The organism is Paenibacillus sp. V4I7 (assembly GCF_030817275.1).
Lineage (GTDB): Bacteria > Bacillota > Bacilli > Paenibacillales > NBRC-103111 > Paenibacillus_E.
Genome location: NZ_JAUSZD010000002.1, coordinates 2,668,451 through 2,686,810 on the forward strand (window position 1 = coordinate 2,668,451; position 18,360 = coordinate 2,686,810).

The 18,360-nt window shown below is 41.1% G+C and carries 19 protein-coding genes and 1 other annotated feature; of the genes, 12 read left to right on the top strand and 7 right to left on the bottom strand.

All coding sequences use genetic code 11. The annotated features are described in order from the left end of the window. Positions 1-14: 14 nt before the first annotated feature. Positions 15-176: a hypothetical protein gene (locus tag QFZ80_RS13335; protein ID WP_307546195.1), complete on the bottom strand. Its 162-nt coding sequence runs from the start codon at positions 174-176 to the stop codon at positions 15-17. Between the two features lie 330 nt (positions 177-506). Further along, positions 507-773 (top strand) — a binding site (T-box leader). Positions 774-923: 150 nt separating this feature from the next. Here QFZ80_RS13335 and asd point away from each other — a divergent pair. Next, positions 924-2,009, top strand: coding sequence for an aspartate-semialdehyde dehydrogenase (gene asd / locus QFZ80_RS13340; RefSeq protein ID WP_307546194.1), 1,086 nt, complete (start codon positions 924-926; stop codon positions 2,007-2,009). A gap of 115 nt (positions 2,010-2,124) precedes the next feature. Beyond that, entirely contained in the window at positions 2,125-2,259 is a 135-nt protein-coding gene (locus tag QFZ80_RS13345) for a hypothetical protein (protein WP_307546193.1), read from the top strand. 117 nt (positions 2,260-2,376) lie between these two features. Here QFZ80_RS13345 and QFZ80_RS13350 read toward each other — a convergent pair whose 3' ends face one another. Continuing rightward, on the bottom strand, positions 2,377-2,643 hold the full coding sequence (locus tag QFZ80_RS13350; protein WP_307546192.1) for a winged helix-turn-helix transcriptional regulator: 267 nt from the start codon (positions 2,641-2,643) through the stop codon (positions 2,377-2,379). A gap of 147 nt (positions 2,644-2,790) precedes the next feature. Between QFZ80_RS13350 and QFZ80_RS13355 the strand changes: the two genes are divergently transcribed. Together QFZ80_RS13355 and QFZ80_RS13360 are read left to right on the top strand one after the other, a co-directional pair. Further along, positions 2,791-3,243, top strand: coding sequence for a cupin domain-containing protein (locus QFZ80_RS13355; RefSeq protein WP_307555519.1), 453 nt, complete (start codon positions 2,791-2,793; stop codon positions 3,241-3,243). Between the two features lie 116 nt (positions 3,244-3,359). Beyond that, the gene (locus tag QFZ80_RS13360) at positions 3,360-3,776 is read left to right on the top strand and encodes a hypothetical protein (protein WP_307546191.1); all 417 of its coding nucleotides are present in this window, start codon (positions 3,360-3,362) and stop codon (positions 3,774-3,776) included. Positions 3,777-3,914: 138 nt separating this feature from the next. On the opposite strand, the gene QFZ80_RS13365 is transcribed toward QFZ80_RS13360, so the two are convergent. Beyond that, entirely contained in the window at positions 3,915-4,907 is a 993-nt protein-coding gene (locus QFZ80_RS13365) for a metallophosphoesterase family protein (RefSeq protein ID WP_307555517.1), read from the bottom strand. Between the two features lie 35 nt (positions 4,908-4,942). Further along, on the bottom strand, positions 4,943-5,086 hold the full coding sequence (locus tag QFZ80_RS13370) for an N-acetylmuramoyl-L-alanine amidase (RefSeq protein ID WP_307546190.1): 144 nt from the start codon (positions 5,084-5,086) through the stop codon (positions 4,943-4,945). A 230-nt stretch (positions 5,087-5,316) separates the two neighbouring features. On the opposite strand from QFZ80_RS13370, the gene QFZ80_RS13375 reads away from it, so the two are divergent. Together QFZ80_RS13375 and QFZ80_RS13380 are read left to right on the top strand one after the other, a co-directional pair. Beyond that, positions 5,317-5,523, top strand: coding sequence for a hypothetical protein (locus QFZ80_RS13375; protein ID WP_307546189.1), 207 nt, complete (start codon positions 5,317-5,319; stop codon positions 5,521-5,523). A 267-nt stretch (positions 5,524-5,790) separates the two neighbouring features. Further along, the gene (locus tag QFZ80_RS13380) at positions 5,791-6,453 is read left to right on the top strand and encodes an HAD family hydrolase (RefSeq protein WP_307546188.1); all 663 of its coding nucleotides are present in this window, start codon (positions 5,791-5,793) and stop codon (positions 6,451-6,453) included. A 129-nt stretch (positions 6,454-6,582) separates the two neighbouring features. Here QFZ80_RS13380 and QFZ80_RS13385 read toward each other — a convergent pair whose 3' ends face one another. Both QFZ80_RS13385 and QFZ80_RS13390 read right to left on the bottom strand, forming a co-directional pair. Beyond that, the gene (locus QFZ80_RS13385) at positions 6,583-7,311 is read right to left on the bottom strand and encodes a GDSL-type esterase/lipase family protein (RefSeq protein WP_307559315.1); all 729 of its coding nucleotides are present in this window, start codon (positions 7,309-7,311) and stop codon (positions 6,583-6,585) included. A 302-nt stretch (positions 7,312-7,613) separates the two neighbouring features. After that, positions 7,614-9,431 carry a LysM peptidoglycan-binding domain-containing protein gene (locus QFZ80_RS13390; protein ID WP_307546186.1) on the bottom strand — a complete coding sequence of 606 codons (1,818 nt, stop codon included), beginning with the start codon at positions 9,429-9,431 and terminating at the stop codon, positions 7,614-7,616. A gap of 392 nt (positions 9,432-9,823) precedes the next feature. Here QFZ80_RS13390 and QFZ80_RS13395 point away from each other — a divergent pair, with 392 nt between their 5' ends. Continuing rightward, positions 9,824-10,627, top strand: coding sequence for a serine/threonine protein kinase (locus QFZ80_RS13395; protein ID WP_307546185.1), 804 nt, complete (start codon positions 9,824-9,826; stop codon positions 10,625-10,627). A gap of 283 nt (positions 10,628-10,910) precedes the next feature. Here QFZ80_RS13395 and QFZ80_RS13400 read toward each other — a convergent pair whose 3' ends face one another. Beyond that, on the bottom strand, positions 10,911-11,777 hold the full coding sequence (locus QFZ80_RS13400) for an EcsC family protein (RefSeq protein ID WP_307546184.1): 867 nt from the start codon (positions 11,775-11,777) through the stop codon (positions 10,911-10,913). Positions 11,778-11,880: 103 nt separating this feature from the next. Here QFZ80_RS13400 and QFZ80_RS13405 point away from each other — a divergent pair, with 103 nt between their 5' ends. From QFZ80_RS13405 to QFZ80_RS13425, 5 genes are all read left to right on the top strand, one after another. Further along, entirely contained in the window at positions 11,881-12,420 is a 540-nt protein-coding gene (locus tag QFZ80_RS13405) for an RDD family protein (RefSeq protein ID WP_307559318.1), read from the top strand. 6 nt (positions 12,421-12,426) lie between these two features. Next, positions 12,427-12,555 (top strand): hypothetical protein, encoded by a 129-nt coding sequence (locus tag QFZ80_RS13410; protein ID WP_307546182.1) that lies wholly within the window; start codon positions 12,427-12,429, stop codon positions 12,553-12,555. A 194-nt stretch (positions 12,556-12,749) separates the two neighbouring features. After that, positions 12,750-13,817 (top strand): substrate-binding domain-containing protein, encoded by a 1,068-nt coding sequence (locus tag QFZ80_RS13415; RefSeq protein ID WP_307559321.1) that lies wholly within the window; start codon positions 12,750-12,752, stop codon positions 13,815-13,817. 138 nt (positions 13,818-13,955) lie between these two features. Next, positions 13,956-15,563, top strand: coding sequence for a response regulator transcription factor (locus QFZ80_RS13420; protein WP_307546180.1), 1,608 nt, complete (start codon positions 13,956-13,958; stop codon positions 15,561-15,563). Between the two features lie 24 nt (positions 15,564-15,587). After that, the gene (locus QFZ80_RS13425) at positions 15,588-18,332 is read left to right on the top strand and encodes a sensor histidine kinase (RefSeq protein ID WP_307559323.1); all 2,745 of its coding nucleotides are present in this window, start codon (positions 15,588-15,590) and stop codon (positions 18,330-18,332) included. The last annotated feature ends 28 nt before the right edge of the window (positions 18,333-18,360 follow it).

An 18,360-nucleotide genomic window follows, 5' to 3' on the forward strand; every position in this document is an offset into this window, starting at 1 on the left:
GCATCATAAGATGATTATTGATTTTGTGAATTGCTGCTGGAGGATTGATTTTCTTTAAATGCCTCTGCTGCTTCCTCTGCGGAAAATTCTGTATCATCTTTACCTGGGACAGGCATTTTGTTTAACTCCGTAGACTGTACTTCTGCCTTTGTTGCTTGATTATCTTGATTGGGCATATGACACCTCCTTTTATTAAAATAACAACAAGGAATAGTTTTCCACCATATGAAATTTTTATACCGATTACGGCGAGTTTAGTCTACGTGCTGAAAGACTAGGCAGTGGAACGGGACGTGTCTATACCATAACTTACATGGCAACAGACCATGCAGGCAATAAAAAGTTGACCTCTGTAACGGTCACCGTGCCGCATGACCGATCAGGCAATAAGTAATTCCATTTATTTGGTTTGAGGGCACTGAAAAGGCCATGATTTTTCTATGTTTTCGAATTTTCAAAAATTATGTTTACCTTACAAGGAATATTTGATAATATAATCGCAATAATCAAATGCGATGAAGAGAAGAGTAAATAAATGAATTCTTTCACAGAGAGCTCCGGATTGCTGAAAAGGAGTAAAGGGTACGTTATTGAAAAAAGCCTCAGAGCAGCACATCGGATCCTTTTGAAAAGGGTGATGGTGTGTCAGGAGCTCCTGTTACAGAGCTAAAGTATACGCATTACATGGTAATGCCGTACTTGAAGAGGCTGATATGGCGACATATTAGCAAATTTGGGGTGGTACCACGAGTATATACAATCTCGTCCCTAAGACTGATTATAGTCTTGGGGGTGGGATTTTTTTTATTGGTGCATAGGAAGTAAAGCTTACGTGCAATATGCGGTACACCGAATCAGACTGTTTGAATATATATTTAGGGGTTCCCCTTCATCATGCTAAATTGAAAGGATTTGAATATCTTATGTCAGAAAAACTAAAGGTTGGTATTGTCGGAGGAACAGGTATGGTTGGTCAGCGGTTTGTTCAGTTGCTGGATCAGCATCCTTGGTTTAAAGTAACGGCCATCGCCGCTAGTAGCAGTTCGGCAGGTAAAACATATGAAGAATCTGTGCAAGGAAGATGGAAGTTGTCTACCCCAATTCCTGAGGAAGTGAAAAATATCGTCATTCAGGATGCATCGAAAGTGGAGGAGGTTGCCGCTCAGGTCGATTTTATTTTTTGTGCAGTGGATATGAAAAAGAATGAAATTCAAGCGTTGGAAGAGGCATACGCAAAAACGGGCACACCCGTTATTTCCAACAATTCAGCTCACCGCTGGACGCCTGACATCCCGATGGTCATTCCGGAAGTTAATCCAGGGCATATTGAAGTGATTGCTGCTCAGAGAAAGCGGCTTAGAACCTCCACCGGCTTTATTGCCGTTAAGCCCAATTGTTCAATCCAGAGCTATGTGCCGGCCCTTCATGCACTGCTAGATTATAAACCTAATATAGTGGTTGCATCGACGTATCAGGCGATTTCCGGAGCCGGTAAAAACTTTACCGATTGGCCTGACATGTTAGATAATGTCATTCCTTATATTGGCGGCGAGGAAGAAAAAAGCGAGCAGGAGCCATTGCGTATATGGGGCAGCATTGTAAATGATGAAATTATTAAAGCAAGTGCCCCTTTGATTACAACGCAGTGTATTCGCGTTCCAGTAACGGATGGACATTTGGCAACCGTATTTGTATCATTTGAGAAAAAACCTTCGAAGGAAGAAATTCTAGAACGCTGGCTGCAATTCAAAGGACGACCACAGGAGCTTGGTCTGCCAAGCGCACCAAAACAGTTCATTACTTATTTTGAAGAAGAGAACAGGCCACAGACTAAACTTGATCGTGAAATTGAGCGCGGAATGGGTGTTTCGGCGGGGAGATTGCGCGAGGATTCCATATACGATTTTAAATTTGTAGGACTATCACATAATACTTTACGCGGAGCAGCGGGCGGTGCTGTGCTGATCGCCGAACTGCTTAAAGCGGAAGGGTACATTCAGTCAAAGTAGAAGCATTCTTATTGATTTGAATAGGTAGATTTAAAAAAGTCAGACCATGAATTTTTATCCATATTCTAAGGCAAACTAAGCATTGTTCGCTCAAAAAAATGTGGAGGTGTTCGTAATGCGTCAGGTAAACAAAACAATGATCGTTGCATCAACAGCAACCGCGGCAGCAGTCATGGGATCGGTTATTTATGGCGTTTACAGGGCAAGAAACAGCAACATTCTTGAGCGGATAAAAAACAGATTGACCTAAGGAAAGGAGGCGGGTGACCGCCTCCTTTATACATGCACTGAATTATACCGAAGTGTCACTGGATAGATCCGGTGGCGCTTTTTTTGTTACGTAAAAAAGGTAGAAAAAAACCCGGATTTAAGACGCTGGTTCTTCTTGTTTTCGCTCATTGTGAATTTCTCCCCATGCACACATGACTTCTGCTACAGGAATCAATATTTTGCCATATTCACTAAGCGAATATTCTACTTTTGGAGGGATGGTAGGGTATACCGTTCTTTCGATCACGCCTTCTTGTTCCAAGTCTCGAAGATGCTGTGTCAGCATTTTTTGAGAGACATTAGGTATTAGCTTTTCCAGATCGTTGAACCGCTTGGTTGATTCCATCAAATGCCATAAAATCATCGCTTCCATTTGATTGTAGGATAAAGAACTGAGTTCAAATGAACTTTCGGTTCCACTTTTTTGCTGGCGCTACCCACCTGTTATAAGTGTATAATATAATAGAAATTTTATAGAGAAAGAAATAGAGAGAGAGTGAGAAACCATATGATTACAAAATCCTTATCCCCCTTAGTTGCAGCACTAGACTTAAAGCCACATCGTGAAGGCGGCTGGTACAAGGAGATTTGGAAAGCTTCCTTCGAAATTCCAAAAGAGGTGCTTAGTGAAGCGTACTCAGGTTCCCGATACGCGGCTACTTCCATTTATTTCGTGCTTCATCCAGAAGAGTTTTCAGAGTGGCATAAGGTATTATCGGATGAACTTTGGCTCTGGCATTCAGGTAGTCCGCTGTTGCTTACACTTGGAGGTACAAAGGACAAGCCTGAGGAAACACAAGAGATCATTCTCGGACCAGATGTCATCAATGGACAGTGTCCACAAGCCTTAGTTCCGGCCAACGTTTGGCAGACGGCAAAACCGCTTGGAAACGAGCCTGTTTTTGTCTCCTGTGTTGTAGCGCCGGGGTTTCATTATGATGATTTTATGTTAATCAATAAATAAGCTAAATAGCTGAATAGACATCAAGAGAAGGCTGCCGACAACAATGGATCGGCAGCCTTCTCTGCTAACAGGTAAACACTTGTAGATGTTACGACGAATGAAGAAAGGAGAAATTTATGAGAAAAAGATTAATGAACGTGATGGTTATATGTCTTACTTTTTTATTTGTATTTAGTTTGATTGGTTGCAGTAATACTGTAAAGAAAGTTTCAACGGATGTAACCTTTGAGCAAACAATCGATGGAAAACTTAACAATATTACTAAACCAAAAGATTATACAGTATCACTATCCTCTAATCCGTATGACTATATGAAAGGTTTAGATAGTAATAAGGATTACCAATACATTGTTTTGCAAGGAGAAAAGTCTTTAAATTATATGCTCAATAAATTTGCTAATAGTGATAATAATGGATTAGAAGAATATATTATGGCAATCGCCTGTTCTGAAATATTAAAAGAGAATCCTGCTTTTAAAAAGTGGGCTTCTGGGAGGGAATGGTATGATAATCATATTAGAGCGCGTAAGTAATGTTATCTCGTAATCTTTTTAAATTATGACATAACTGCTTTAGAGACTACTAAAAAACGCTGCCAAAGTCGGAGTATTGTGGACAAACCCAAATAGACCAGTCGCGTTAGGTGGCTGATCTATTGGGTTCCAGATTACTCACAGGCTTACGGTATAATCAGCTTCCGGGATCCAGGTTTGAGTATGAAAATCTCTTCCACGTATATGAACACGATCCTCGTATACATCGATAACCAAGCCCTCCGAACGGGTTTCTTGAATCGGCCGGTCGTTGCTATCGTAGGGATAACTAACGGAAGAACTGTTTACCATCGTGAACACATCCCTGACAATCGTGGTGGGTAGACGCAGTTCCCAATGAGTATGCCCTGAAAGGAAAATTACTTCCGGATATACGGATAATAGCTGTTTCAATTCTATTTGCTGCACAACGCCACGCTCTACGCTGCCTGATACTGTGCCTTGAAGCGGCTGATGAAGAAACACGAACATAGGCCTGTGCGGGGAATAGTTTTCTTGAAGCTTCTTCTGCAGCCAGCTTAACTGAGCAGAGGATAACCAGGCATCTTCGTAGTTAGACGGATCGGATTGTCTATACTGTTCGGAACCTAGAAAAATGAAATGATATCCTTGAATCCAACTGTTGTAATAAACGTTAGAGATTCCTGTGTGTGACAGAAACCGTGCTATGGACGCTCGATCCGATTCACCGTTGGGAAAAGTACTTGGCGACCAGTCCGCATTAGATTTGTAATAAGCTTTGTAAAATTCGTGGTTGCCTAACGTATAGTAGACTGCCTTCGGTAGCGGATACTTCTGTAGAATAGAGTTTAACATAGCATAATCATCAGGACGCCCGTCCCCAAGGTCACCGTTAATCACTAAGGCGTCCAGATTAGGGTTCAACCGATATAAATCTTCTAACGCTGCGCTGAATTTACCCTGAGCTTGCGTATCCCAGTACTGAACATGAATATCGCTGACGACGGAAAAGCTTAAATGAGGAGATTGGCCTGAAGCTTTTCTCAGCTCGTCAGCTAGACGGTTGATCTCATCTTTTTCCTTTTGGGATCTGACGAGATTCCAGCGCGGCCGAAGAAAAGATTCTATAATTTTGACAGTATCTTTCACACTAAGCAACCGCTACCTCCCCCTTAACAATAAGTTTAATCCTGGGACTGACCCGAAGCTTTCCTTAACTCATTGGCAAGCCGGTGAATTTCATCCTTGTCCTCTTGCGAGGTGACGAAATACCACATCGGGCTTAAAAAGGTCTCGATGATTTTATTGGCATCTTCCGGGCTTAACACTGGATCCCCTCCCAAAACCAGGCTGTCCATCTATTTCTACAATATGTAGAATCCGACTTCAATGAAATGAGTAAGGCACACATTTTTGAAATATTAGTAGGAAAGTTTTCATGGGTCTTTCCACTAATGAGAAACGATTAGTTAAAAATCTAATGCTGAAAAAGGATTTGTTCATAATTCAACGAATTGTGTATTATTTTGGTAATATTCAAGAGGGGAAGAGTGGTTGAATGGGTTCGCGTTTAATGCATTTGATAATTGCAGACCGCGTTGCATCGGAACTAAAAATCGCAGATAGAGCTCGTATTTTATTAGGCTCAATTGCTCCAGATGGTGATGAAGTTAAGGGGGAAACCCACTTTAAAGGAGCGAGGTATTCATTCTCTGACGGAGCTCCATCTGAGTATGGGTGTTTTAACTCTAAATTAGCTTTCTAATGTGCGTGAGGATGATAAAATGTCGAAGAGAAAGCAGATTTGGATTATATCCATCACGTCATTGTTGTTGATTTATTTGTTTATCTTTCCCTATCCAACGGCTGAATTAGCTGTAAGGAAGCATTTATTTGGGTGAAGAAAAATTGGTTAGGTTATCGTGTGATTACTGATGGAACTGGACCATGATTTAACGAATGCACTGCGGTCTATTATTGATAGACACCAGTAGGAACAATTAAATAGAAATATACCTAAGGGAGTGAACATGTGACTATTAAAGCAGTATTATTCGACTTTGATGGGACTCTGGCCGATACGTTGCCGCTGTCTTTTTATGCTTTTAAATTTATCTTTAAAAAGTACGATAATAGGGATGTAACTACAGAAGAACTAATCTCTATGTTTGGGCCAACTGAAGACGATATAATTTCTATTAACCTTTTAAGAAAAGAATATGTTGCAGAAGCAATCTCTGAGTATTATCAAATTTATAAAAAGGACCATGCCTCTCAAGTACATATGATTGACGAAATACAAAAGCTTTTAATGTATATAAAATCGAATAACATAAAAATGGGAGTAATCACAGGGAAAAGTAGAGCGGCATTTCAAATATCCTCAGACTCACTGAACTTATCACATTTCTTTGATATTGTGATTACTGGAGATGATGTACAGAAACCCAAACCTAATCCAGAAGGTATTTTTACAGTATTGGAGTTTCTTGGAGTTTCAAAAGATGAAGCTGTTTTTATTGGAGACAGCAATGCTGATATAAAGGCGGGCAAAGCAGCAGGCTTGCGGACTTTTGGAGTACAGTGGCTATCTACCTATCAAAGCACCCATTTTGAAATTGAGCCAGATTTTGTTTTCACTAAAATTGATCAGTTTCTAAAGATACTTGAAAGTGAACTAAATCAAAATAAATAGTTGATTACTTTCTTTACTCGGCTATGCGTATAAACATGAACGTTAAAAAAGCTGGTACATTTCATGAGCACATTTGCATGCCTGAACATCTACCAGCTTTTTATAACATTTATTCATCCATTTTGCTTGTTAGTTGACTTCTTGGATTGCATTACCAGCTAAGTCGGCGAGCAGTTGTTGCCCTTCCAAATTAGGATGAACATCTTCATGAAGAATAAGGAGATTTTGTTTCCCGATAAACGCTGTGAATGCATCAGCAATTTCGATGCTTGAATCTGCCCCAAAAGAACGGATCGCTAGGTTTGCTCCATATAACAATGCACCGGCTTGTGCATCTTTACCGTAAAAAGGATTATAAATCGTATATAATATAATCGGTTTATCTGTCAAAGTGCGAATTTCAAAAACAAGTTGCTGTAGATTTGTAACAAGATTTGTCGTGATATTTTGCATTAAAGATACATCCTCGAGTGTAGGTTGATAATTGGGAATCGTTATTATCTTGGCAATAATCGGACTTGCACCCTTTAAAAAGTCGGCACTTCCGATATTAAGTGTGATCACATCGGCATGACGAACTGCTTGACGATACTTTTCAGTTTTAAGAAGAGTTAGGAGGTCAGATGACGTATCTCCCGGAACTCCAAGATTTCGTACACGGTACTTTTCGCCTTCCACTACTAACTCTGGAAATGCGTCTTTTGACGGGTGATTGTTTTTTGTGTCTAAGTTATACCCAAAAGTGATGGAATCTCCGAGAGCAACAAGAGATTTTTGTTCTTGTGCAAACGCTGTCGGTACCATAATCACAAAACATAATACAAAAGATAAAGCCAATTTTACTGTAGATTTAAACATAGTTTCCTCCTTGGTAGTTTACGTGATACACAACGTATCAATCATAAACTAACAGTCCCGAAATGTCTGTCATATTTCGCCGTTTTGGCATTAAAACTACATACATGCAATTTTGGGTAACGAGAACCGGATCATTCGTTGGTTGGATATACGGTTTGCCGAGTATACCTTGTCTTTCGACAGAAGCATGAGAATAATGTTCAGATCGTCAGTTATTTGGTCAAGTAGGAGTCTAGATGAATCAGATGGAGCCTGCCGCTGTTTTATAGGGAAGGCTCCTTCAGTTTGTGAAATGCTGACTATTAAAGAAAACGCAATCCGTTTACTATCACGTGAATATGATCTAGATCCGCCCAAAGGATGAAGTAAGGATACGTATTGCCGTTAATAACTACAGGCTTTGGATATATAGCGATGAGTGCGGACTGCCGACGAAACTCAGGCGCTTGGTCCGCGGAGGGGAAAATATAGCAGGCTTCCTGACCCTGTACTCGTCCTGGAACAATTCGCGGTGAAGAGCCATACGGCATCAGCTGATGATGAGCTTCCGAGCGGCAAAGCTCATGAAACGGCAGGTCGCTGGCCAGGGCTGAGATTCCGACGAAACCGCTCGCACCTTCGAACCTGGTCTCACTCACCGGTCGCCAGTCCACGGGGTAGGGGAAGCTGACCTCGTACGTCGAGCTGCTGAACTGGGTGTAAACTTCCGTTGGAACGGCTCCGTGTGACCATTGAACGGCTGTGATGGACCCTGCCTCTGTAACAACGCGGATCGGTGCCGGATGATGGATATTGATGACCCATAGCTCGCTAGAAAGCCCCTGTCCTCTACAGCCTGACAGGTATGCGATGGCTTCACCATCAGGGGACCACGCGACAGGAGTCGCAAAGCAATCGGAGACGGCATGGATTTGTTGGACGCCGCCTTGGGAATGTTCAGTCCGTATCGTGGAGAAGTAGCCTTTACGTTCGACAAATTCGGTTGTGCTGTATGCGATGGCGGCACTATTTGGAGCCCAAGCCGGGTTATAATTTTTCGCTAATGGCCCACCTTTGAGTTCGGACACGTTTCCTGTTGTGATTTCGACAACATAGATGATGGAGATGCTTGCGCCTGGAGAGGTGAAGAGGGCATAGGCACCGTTCGGGGAGAGTTTTACCTCGTTCATAGGACCGATTGTATTGCGCGTTATTTGGCGCTGGCCGGTACCGTCGACTCGAATTTCATAAAGCTGATCGTTCCCCGAGGTGTCCTGGGCCGCAAATAATAGTTTATCGCCGGAGGGAAACCACTGCACATGCTTAGCGCCGGATAAGGGTAACGTTCTGGCGGAGAAGGTGGTCAGCTCATAGAGCACGATCCGGTTCTGCTTCGTATAGCCGATCCGCGTGCTGTCAGGGGACCAAGTGAGAGTGGTATAGGGCTCTAGTTGATCAATCTGCGTCAAGGTTCCCAGCCGAACGTCTAAGACAAAGAGAACGCCCTGCATTCCGATATACGCGATCCGGCGATTATCCGGTGACCAATAGGGAACGGAATGAGCATCGGCCTGCTTTTTGCCAACAGCTGTGGATTGACCGCTTAACGGATCGTACAGCCATAGATCATATGCGCCGCCAAAGTTAGAAACGTAGGCAAGCTGACCAATTCCGCCTGGAGGAGCATAAGGGACGATGAGGCGCATGCCCACGGTGATCAAGTCAGAAGGCAGTTGATTCACTTGGCGGATCAGCCCAGGTCTTCGAACTCCGCCCGTCATTACATTATATCTGCTGGCGATTGCGTATAATGTGTCCCCGGGTTGTACCACATAGTACGGGACACCTGGCGGGACCATCAGCCATTGATCGACATATATCGTGTATGGCGGTAGCAATCGATTGACTTGAATAATAGCTGCCATAGGGATGCCATACATTTGGGCAAGGGAGTAGACGGAGTTCCCGGGTTTGACCTGAACGGTTACAACGCCGGACGGCACCGAAAGTTGCTGCCCGGGATAGATAGTATTGGGAGACTCGAGGTTGTTTGCGGCGATTAAAGCAGCGATGGGCACTTCCCACCTCTTAGCGATCGCTGACACCGAATCGCCGGGTTTCACGGTATAGAACGTCTGCACGAAGAAGACCTCCTCTTAAACACCTTTTGATACCCAGTGTATTCAGAGGAAGAACGATGCAGAAGAACTTACGGATGTTGTACACAGTTGTTTTAATCCACGATGCCTGGTGATTTTCCATTGCAGTTCATCCAAGAATTTGTTAAGAGAATAAACTGGTTTTCTTTGCCAGCTCGCGTTCAACCATTTGCTTGCCGCGGTGAGCACTTGCCGATCAAGGGAGCAGATAAGCGCCCGCTCGGCAACCGTTGCGTCGATGTTGTCATCATCTTGTTTTACCATATGGTAAACGATAGATGAAAAAAAACAAATTTTTCAACCGAATGATTGATTAGCTAAACCGGGCCCTCCTATGGTATTTTTTAAGGTAGCAGGAAGGAGGGTTCTTAACCATGTTGGCATATTTGAAACGAGTATATGAAGCATGGATCGACTATCCTTTGAGCTTAGGTAAGGTGATTCGAGATCAATATCAGATTGAACGTTTCCTGGGGATGGGAAGCTATGGATTAACATACTTATGTCAGGATAGGAAGTCCGGTCAGGAAGTCGTTGCTAAGCAAGCTAAACCGAGTAAAGGGCGCTTGGGTCAAAGCCTTTTGCGCCGGGAAATAGAGATCATGAGTCAGTTAGAACATCCCTCTATTCCAAGGTGCTACACATCTTTTAAAGAATCTAATCGATTGTACATGATAACCGAATATATAAAAGGTCGGACAGTGGAGGATTTAATATTTGAACGGGGAGCTCGATTTGGAGAAAGGGATGCGATTTGCCTAATACGCAGTTTACTGGATATCGTGCGCTTCATCCACGAGAAAGGCATCGTTCATTTGGATATACGAATTCCTAATGTCCTTTTATACGGGGAACGTATGACCCTGATTGATTTTGGTTTAGCCGCTCGCTTAGGAGAGCCAGCTCTGTTAGAAATTGGACCTGATGAAGAGCTCATACGGAGAAGAACCGTAGCTGTCACTTCAGATCTATATGCAATCGGTCACTTTTTACTATTTATGCTCTATTCGACATATGAATCGATCGATGGTCAGGAGGACTCCACAATTGGATGGGAGGAGGAGCTGTCGGTAACGAGGCAGACGAAGCAAGTGATTCGTAAATTACTGCAAATCGATCCGCCGTACGTTAACGCGCAGTTATGTATCGAGGATCTGGACGCGCTATTAAAGGATTAAAAAAACAAAAAAGCCACTTTCGCGGCTTTGGATTAGCTGGAACTTCGATGACTATTTTTATAGTAACGATGTCCTTGAGAGTTGTGTCCATACCCCGCATGGTCACTAGAGGAGTATCGGCGATTATTATAGGTTTTGTAATTAGAGCTACTATGTCGATAATGTCTGCGTCGTTTGGAATGAAAAAAAGATCCTAGTAGTTTGCGAAACAAATATTTGAGCAACTTTCATTCCTCCTTTGGCTTTTTCTTATTAATACGAAAAGGTATTCCAATGGTTTCAGCTAGTCATCCATTTGGGCGTGTAAACGTTCAAGAATACGTCGTTTGCGATACAGCATTCTCGCAGCTTCGCCAACATCCTTCAGCGTTCCGCGATTGATCCAAGCGCCAAAGAGGATTCCGGCAATAGGAATGAGTTGGAACAGCTTTTTCCAACCCCAATTATCGCGGTAAGTGGCGAATACCTCGCGCCACCCCTGAAGCTGAGAGATGATTTGTACATTCTTCTTATCCGGGGAAGTGTATTCCGCCAGCTCTTCGAGAATGGCCTTTTTACCGACAATGTCGGAGGACGAGAATTGCAGGCATTTGATCGTGAATATCCGCTCCTGTTTGTCTTTGGGATCATATCCATAGCAGATCGCAATTTCTTGAATAGTTTTCAAAGACAGGCCAAGAATGGCCGGAATATCGATGGCGAGTGTCAGAATCCCGCCTATACCAGTTGTTGCACCTTGAATAGTAGCCAGATTTGATCGATTTTGGACAATTTCATTTGCCGTTTGATCCATCACTTGAAGAGGTAATGTTCCCACTTTTTCTATCGTAAGACCCTCTGTATGATCTGTTAAGTTTCCCTCGACTCTATTGCGAAGATGCATATCTTCAATGTACCGTAATGTTCCTTTTTCAGAAATCAGATAGCGGCCCCCTGCCTGCAAATAATTCCCAAGCTCGTCCAATGCTTCACCTATTTTCTTATTCAAAAACTTCGGCGTTAATCGGTCCAATACTTGAAAAGGAAGCCTTCCGATTTTTTCCCAAAACCAAAGATCTTTCTGTTCAGCTTCCCATGATTCTATCTCATGAAGTTCTTGAAGCAGCTCAGTTCTTGTTTCCGGAAGGTGATCTTGTCCAGGGTTATTCATGCAATTCACAACTCCTTTCTTCATCGTATACGTTTATAATCGCTTTTGGATGCATAGGTTCTGATATATTTTTATGATATCTAAACGAGGGAGCTGAAAATCAGTGGATGAACGGATACTTGAAAATCTAAAGTGCGTATCGTTTGGTATCCGCATTATCGCCTTTTTTTGGGATTATCTTATTATTTTGGGCTACATCATCCTGTTAATCGGAGTATCTTTTCTTGCACGGCCGCAGGTGATTCCGCTGTTTACGACAAATCCCTTGTTGGCGGAGATCACTGGGTTTCTATTCATCACACTTCCTGTATATCTTTATTTTGCCGTGTGTGAGGGGTCGAAATCGCATGCAACATGGGGTAAACGAAAAATGGGGATTGTGGTGGCTGGCGTTTACGGTCAACCAATCGGATTCGGATCCTCGCTTATTCGTTCTGCCCTTAAATTCATCCCTTGGGAGCTAGCCCATTTCACCATTTGGCACATGGTGATCCCTTCTGAGTACCCCAATTATTTAATTTATTCATTATTGGGGACGGTCTACGGTCTGGCACTTATTTACTTGATAAGTCCATTATGGAGCAAAAATAAACAAACTGTTTACGACTCTATCGCGGGGACTGTTATAAGGTATAAGGATTAAGGATTCATGCACGAGGCAAAACAGATAAGCGATGTTCGACCAAATTCGTCCGTTGAAGGCGGACTATACGAGTCCAGTGGGATTGAAATGGCCATCCGTGATAATAACGGTTACTGCATCGCTTTCGGTGCATAAAGACGATTTGGACTTTAAACTAACAGAAAACCTTAGCTCAATAATCGACCTGAACAAGGCTGCCGGTAGATCAGTGGCCTTTTTTTAACTAGTTGCACTGCTTGTAAGAAAGTATGGAAAACGCTATCAAGCTAACGTATAATCAGTATGCATGGATTAATCAGTCATACAGATTATAGGCGGAGGCTGGTCTAATGAGTTTCAATTCACTTCGATATATGCAAATAAAGGATCAACTGATCCGGAATATTTCATCCTTGAAACCACACGATCGTTTGCCCTCAAGAACCGTTTTATCTGAAACCTATCAAGCTGCGCGCACAACCATCGAAAGAGCCATTTCGGAATTAATTGGAGAAGGGCTGCTTTATGCACGGGATGGGAGCGGAACATATGTCTCTGAACCTATAAATGGCCGAAATAGCCATGATGGCAGGGAAATCAAAAACTGGGGACTGCTGATTCCCGATATCCTTCATTACAATTACCCCGATATTGTACGGGGAGCTAGTGATGTGGCAAGTGAGAATGATATCAATTTAATGATCTGTAATACAGATAATAGTTATGAAAAGCAAACAAGACACATACAAAAGTTAATAGATAGCAGGGTGCATGGGGTCATGATCGTCCCGGCGATAGACGGCATAGCGGATTTAACCCCCTTTTTTAAGCTTAAGGAAGCTAGTATCCCTTTTGTTCTTTGCCATCGAATGCTTGAGGGTATACAAGCACCTAGGGTCATTTCCAACAATTTTCATGCGGGTTACATAGCTGCTAAACATTTGATTACTACTGGGCGCACGAGGATTGCTTTCATATCTAGACCGGTCTATTCAGCATCGTCCGATAGATACCAGGGCTTTGTTAGCGCTCTGACGGAAGCGAACATTCCAGTAAGACAAGAGTGGGTTGTGTTCGAATCGGCCTTTGAGTCCGATGGAGAGGGTTATGATAGTGCCCTTAGGATGATGCAGCATGATGAGAGGCCTGATGGTATCTTTTGCTTTAACGACCGGATCGCCAAAGGGACCTATGAAGCAGCTGCCAAATTGGGATTAACGGTTGGGATTGATATTGGAATCGTAGGCTGCGACAACACCAATATCTGTGAAACTCTCCCCACTAAGCTGACATCCGTTAAATTTCAAACCTTTGAGATAGGCACTCAAGCGGCTAGGCTGCTTCTGAACGGAGCTGTAAGTGATCGTACTATCGTTGTTTTACAGCCGGAATTAATCATCAGAGAAAGTTCCTTATAGTTTGAAGTTTGAACTTCAAGAAGCAGTTCCAGCTCCATAATGGCAAGGAGAATCTTGTTGGGCATTGTGGGGTGGAATTGCAAACGGTTACATGAGTTTTAAGGTGTAAAGGGGAAAAAATTCAGGAGGTGAATGGGATTGTACAAGCTGCTTATTGTTGAAGATGAAGAGATTTTTAGAAGAGTTCTGCCAACAATTATTGATTGGAATACCATTGGTTTTGAAGTAGCAGGGGTATGTGAAAATGGAAACAAGGCTCTGGAGTTTTTAGATAAAACAGAAGTAGATGCAATTCTGACAGATATACGGATGCCCGTATTAAATGGTCTTGAATTGGCTATGGAAGTGAAGAGCAGGTTTCCAAAAACGAAGGTAACGTTATTTAGTGCTTTCAACGAATTTGACTATGCAAAGAAAGGTATTGAGTGTGGGGTTTACGGATATATTTTAAAATCTGATGGGGAAGATGAGATTGTTAATCATTTTACAAAGCTTAAAGGAGTTTTACATAAAGAAAATCAAATCAGTATGGATAGTGAAGATATTTGGAGAAAGCGGGAAATACTCTTTAAAGAAATGTTGGAAAGTCATTCAGATATGGATGAGAAAGCGGTTGCAATGATTCAAAAAGCAAGTATTTTCACTAAAAATAAAGATTACCGGGTGACTTTGTTTCGAATTGATGAATATAAGCATATGACCTTTTATTCCGGGGCAGACAGAGTACGTAGTATCCATGAATTAATCCGGGGGTATTTATTTGAACATATCGAAATTCAAAATAAAGGGACGGTTATTTCGTTAAGTGAGTTATTCTGTGTCTTATGGACTCTTCCTGATGAAGATTTTATGCGAACTGTATCTGAAGTATATGAGAATTTGAAGGTAGAGCTAGGCATGTATAAAAAAAATGAAGAAGAATGTCTTGATATTTCTTGTGTTATTGGAAATAGGGCAGCTAATATACAAGAGCTTTGTAATTCGTATACACGTTTAAAAGAGGCCTTCCTGCACAAAGCTTATATTGGCAATTGCATGATTAATGATAATAGGGAACTAAATCAGAACAGCAAGCGCATATATACCTTCACGGAAGAAGAACGATGGATGAAAGAAATCATGTTTCTTGTTAGCAGCAAGGCTTATGAAAAATTAATGGAATATCTCGATACGCTGAAAAATCAATTCATAGATTCTAAAGTAACCGATATCGATATGATTTCAGGTTTTGCTGTTAAACTAGTTTTAGCTATGGTGGGCGAATTGGGCGAAATGGGAAAAAAAACAGATGTTTTCTTGGACAAATCAAACTATATCATTAAGGAAATCGGATATTGTGAGACGATTGTGATGATTTTCAAAAAGTTGGAAGCGTTTATCGTAGAGGCATTTGATTTACTTCATGAAGAGAACAAGTTGAAAAATAGAAGAATTGTTGATGAAGCGCTGGACTATATAAGGGGAAATTATTCCGGTCAAATCAGCCTTGAGGAATTAGCCAGGTATGTCAATGTTCATCCTGTTCATCTTTCTAGGCTTTTCAGTAAGGATGTAGGAAAAACATTTAAGTATCTACTCACGGAAGTGCGAATTGAAGAAGCAAAAAGGCTTCTAAAGGATATCAACTATAGAGTCTATGAGATATCATGTATGGTTGGTTATGAGAAGCCCCGTTATTTTAGTGAGCTTTTCAGAAACGTCACAGGACTTACGCCATTGGAATACAGAGAAAAATACAAAGGGTAACCATAAAACTTATGGGGAGTTCGCATGATTAAATTTAACTTCAAAAAGTCTCTGGAAAAGAAAATAATTATATTCGGTATTGTTTTCTCCGTGATGTCTATCGCATTAACGACCTTAACGTGCTATATGGTCACGAATCGATTTATTTTGTTTCAGTTCGAACGCGTAAATGAAATAGCTACAGATGCTGCAGTTGAAAAGGCCAACACCTATTTGGGCGAAATTGCCAATATCGTTAGTTTGTCTATGAAAAATGAGTACTTTGACAGGATTACCAGTTCCAATGAATCAGATCCTTATGTACTCATAAAAGCACAAAAGGACTATGAGGAGTTTCTAAATAATCTTATTCTAAGTAATGATAAGGTAGATTCTGTTCTTGTTGTTGATTATAATAGAAATATTTTTATTAAGGCCAGTAATTCAGTGGGAAAAAGCTATGACAAATACGGATCTTCAGAATTTTATAACCAATTAAAGAAACCCTTGCTGCAAAACTCTGAAAGTCAGTTTTTCCTTGATAGATATAGAGAAGGAATCTATGAAAGGTTAGCTATCATAAGTCCTATATCTGAGCCGTATACCAATGAAATAAAGGCCTATATGGTTGTGGTGTTGAGTACAAAACTTATTGAGGAGATGCAATTTGCAGGGAATGGCATTTTTATTACGGATCATGCAGGGAACACGGCTGAAGTTTCCAACAATCAACAGGCAGGCGAATTGGCTGAACAAAAATTTTCATTTAAAAATTATTTAAACTATGAAGGATGGACGATAACAAATACGTTCACTTTTGACAAGCTTCAAAAATCCATTAATAAAAATCTTACTTCCAATATTCAGATTGGGTTATTATGTCTGGTGTTATCCATCATTGTACTAGCTATTACAAGCAAGAAAATTGTTAAGCCAATTAAAAATATGGAAGTTCAGATAAGTTCACTCAATCACAGCTACATTGAAAATAAGCCAATAGTATTGTCGAAGCGAAGAATCAGTTTCAAATTGACTTTGCTAATTTTGTATTCGACTGTAGTAACTGTTCCCGTTGTATTAATAACAGGCAGCGCTTATGTATCCGCCAAGCACACGGTTGAAAGCAAGGTAGGGTCTGTCTTTGAATACAGTGCTCAAATTCTCTATCAACAGATGGAGTTTGTTTATAATAATTATCGGAGGATGACAATTGAGACTTCCTCGTTCAATGAGAAGGTTCAAAAGCTTCTGGATGTCAGTAAACCTTCTAATAATGTGGATAAAGAGATTCGGGATGAGATGAATAATATCATTCTTTCCAGAAATTTATTTGATAAAGGAATATCGAATATAACCATTTATGACGCAGATAAGCGTCTGGTATATTCCTCTACCTACGGAAGGCCATTCATGATGCGTCCCGATGCCAAAACTGATTTAGATTATGTAAAAGATCATTTTAGTACTTTATTATGGCGAAGCTATACGGATTCACCCTTTAATAAGAAAGGCATACGTATAGGCATGCAAATAAGAGGTGTTGCAGATGGTATTGAAGCTGGGAAACTACTAGGGTTTATTTTAGTTGATTTCAATGGGGAAGATATTGAGAAGATGCTAAATGTGTTTTCTAAGATCAGCTATCTGGATTTATACCTTGTGGACCGTTCAGGTAAAGATATCTTCAGTGATAACGGCCGAAGTCAAAAGAAAAGCTTGTTAGAGGTATTACAGAACAATAAACCTTCCTTGGAACAGAATGAAAGGGTATCCTTCCGGGAAGGGGGAAATAATTACCTGATGATTTCTAAGTACTTTGCTGAAAATGGGTGGAGTTTAGTATTCCTTTTAAAGGACTTTAATGAGAATGAATACATCCTTTTTTACAGCATAGTGGTTCTATTAGGGCTGATCATACTAAGCTTTGGTTTCTCCTATGGATTCTCTTCTATCCTTTCATTGAACATATCAACATTAATGAAAACAGTAAGAAACGTGAAAAGAGGAAACCTGCAAACTCGGTTTAAGAGCACCACTGAGGATGAAATATTTGAATTAGGGAATAGCTTCAATGAGATGCTTGAGCGTATAAGTCTACTAATTGAAGAAAAATATATATCCGAGGTTAAGGTAAAAGACGCTGAACTTAAGGCCAAGGAATATGAATTAAATCTGCTGCAGTCACAAATTAACCCTCATTTTCTTTACAACACCTTAAAAACAGCACAATATATGGCTTTTGCTAAGGATCCCAGAACAGAGAAAATGATCAAACTGCTTATTGCCTTGTTTAAAACCAGCATCACCCGGGGAGAAAAAGTGGTGAAGGTTAGTGAGGAAATCGATCATGTGAAAACCTACATCGATATACAGCAAATGCGGTTTGGGGACAAAATTAAGGTCATCTATGATGTAAGTAACGATATGTTAGAAATTCCGGTTCTGAAGCTGACGCTCCAGCCGATCGTGGAAAATGCTATTTATCATGGTCTGGAGGTAACGGAACATGGAGGAACCATCGTCATAGAGGTTCAAAAAATGACGGATAAGCTGAAGATATCCATCTGTGACAATGGTGCAGGGATGACAGAGGATAAGCTGAAGGAAATCAAGGAGAGGCTTGAGGGGAAAACAAAAGGAGAAAGTATTGGGATCATTAATGTTCATGAACGAATCAAATTATATTTTGGAGATGAATATGGGATTGAGGTAGAAAGTACTTTAGGAAAAGGCACCACGGTCATCATCTATTTTCCTAAGTTAGAGCAGCAGGGTTACTTTTTTAAGTAGCCATGCTGCTTATTTTTCTTAACAAAGC

What these genes read in the sequence shown, in the direction of transcription:
- QFZ80_RS13335 (WP_307546195.1), bottom strand. Translation starts at nt 176, where the DNA reads ATGCCCAATCAAGATAATCAAGCAACAAAGGCAGAAGTACAGTCTACG.
- asd (WP_307546194.1), top strand. Translation starts at nt 924, where the DNA reads ATGTCAGAAAAACTAAAGGTTGGTATTGTCGGAGGAACAGGTATGGTT.
- QFZ80_RS13345 (WP_307546193.1), top strand. Translation starts at nt 2,125, where the DNA reads ATGCGTCAGGTAAACAAAACAATGATCGTTGCATCAACAGCAACCGCG.
- QFZ80_RS13350 (WP_307546192.1), bottom strand. Translation starts at nt 2,643, where the DNA reads ATGATTTTATGGCATTTGATGGAATCAACCAAGCGGTTCAACGATCTG.
- QFZ80_RS13360 (WP_307546191.1), top strand. Translation starts at nt 3,360, where the DNA reads ATGAGAAAAAGATTAATGAACGTGATGGTTATATGTCTTACTTTTTTA.
- QFZ80_RS13375 (WP_307546189.1), top strand. Translation starts at nt 5,317, where the DNA reads ATGGGTTCGCGTTTAATGCATTTGATAATTGCAGACCGCGTTGCATCG.
- QFZ80_RS13385 (WP_307559315.1), bottom strand. Translation starts at nt 7,311, where the DNA reads ATGTTTAAATCTACAGTAAAATTGGCTTTATCTTTTGTATTATGTTTT.
- QFZ80_RS13395 (WP_307546185.1), top strand. Translation starts at nt 9,824, where the DNA reads ATGTTGGCATATTTGAAACGAGTATATGAAGCATGGATCGACTATCCT.
- QFZ80_RS13400 (WP_307546184.1), bottom strand. Translation starts at nt 11,777, where the DNA reads ATGAATAACCCTGGACAAGATCACCTTCCGGAAACAAGAACTGAGCTG.
- QFZ80_RS13410 (WP_307546182.1), top strand. Translation starts at nt 12,427, where the DNA reads ATGCACGAGGCAAAACAGATAAGCGATGTTCGACCAAATTCGTCCGTT.
- QFZ80_RS13415 (WP_307559321.1), top strand. Translation starts at nt 12,750, where the DNA reads ATGAGTTTCAATTCACTTCGATATATGCAAATAAAGGATCAACTGATC.
- QFZ80_RS13425 (WP_307559323.1), top strand. Translation starts at nt 15,588, where the DNA reads ATGATTAAATTTAACTTCAAAAAGTCTCTGGAAAAGAAAATAATTATA.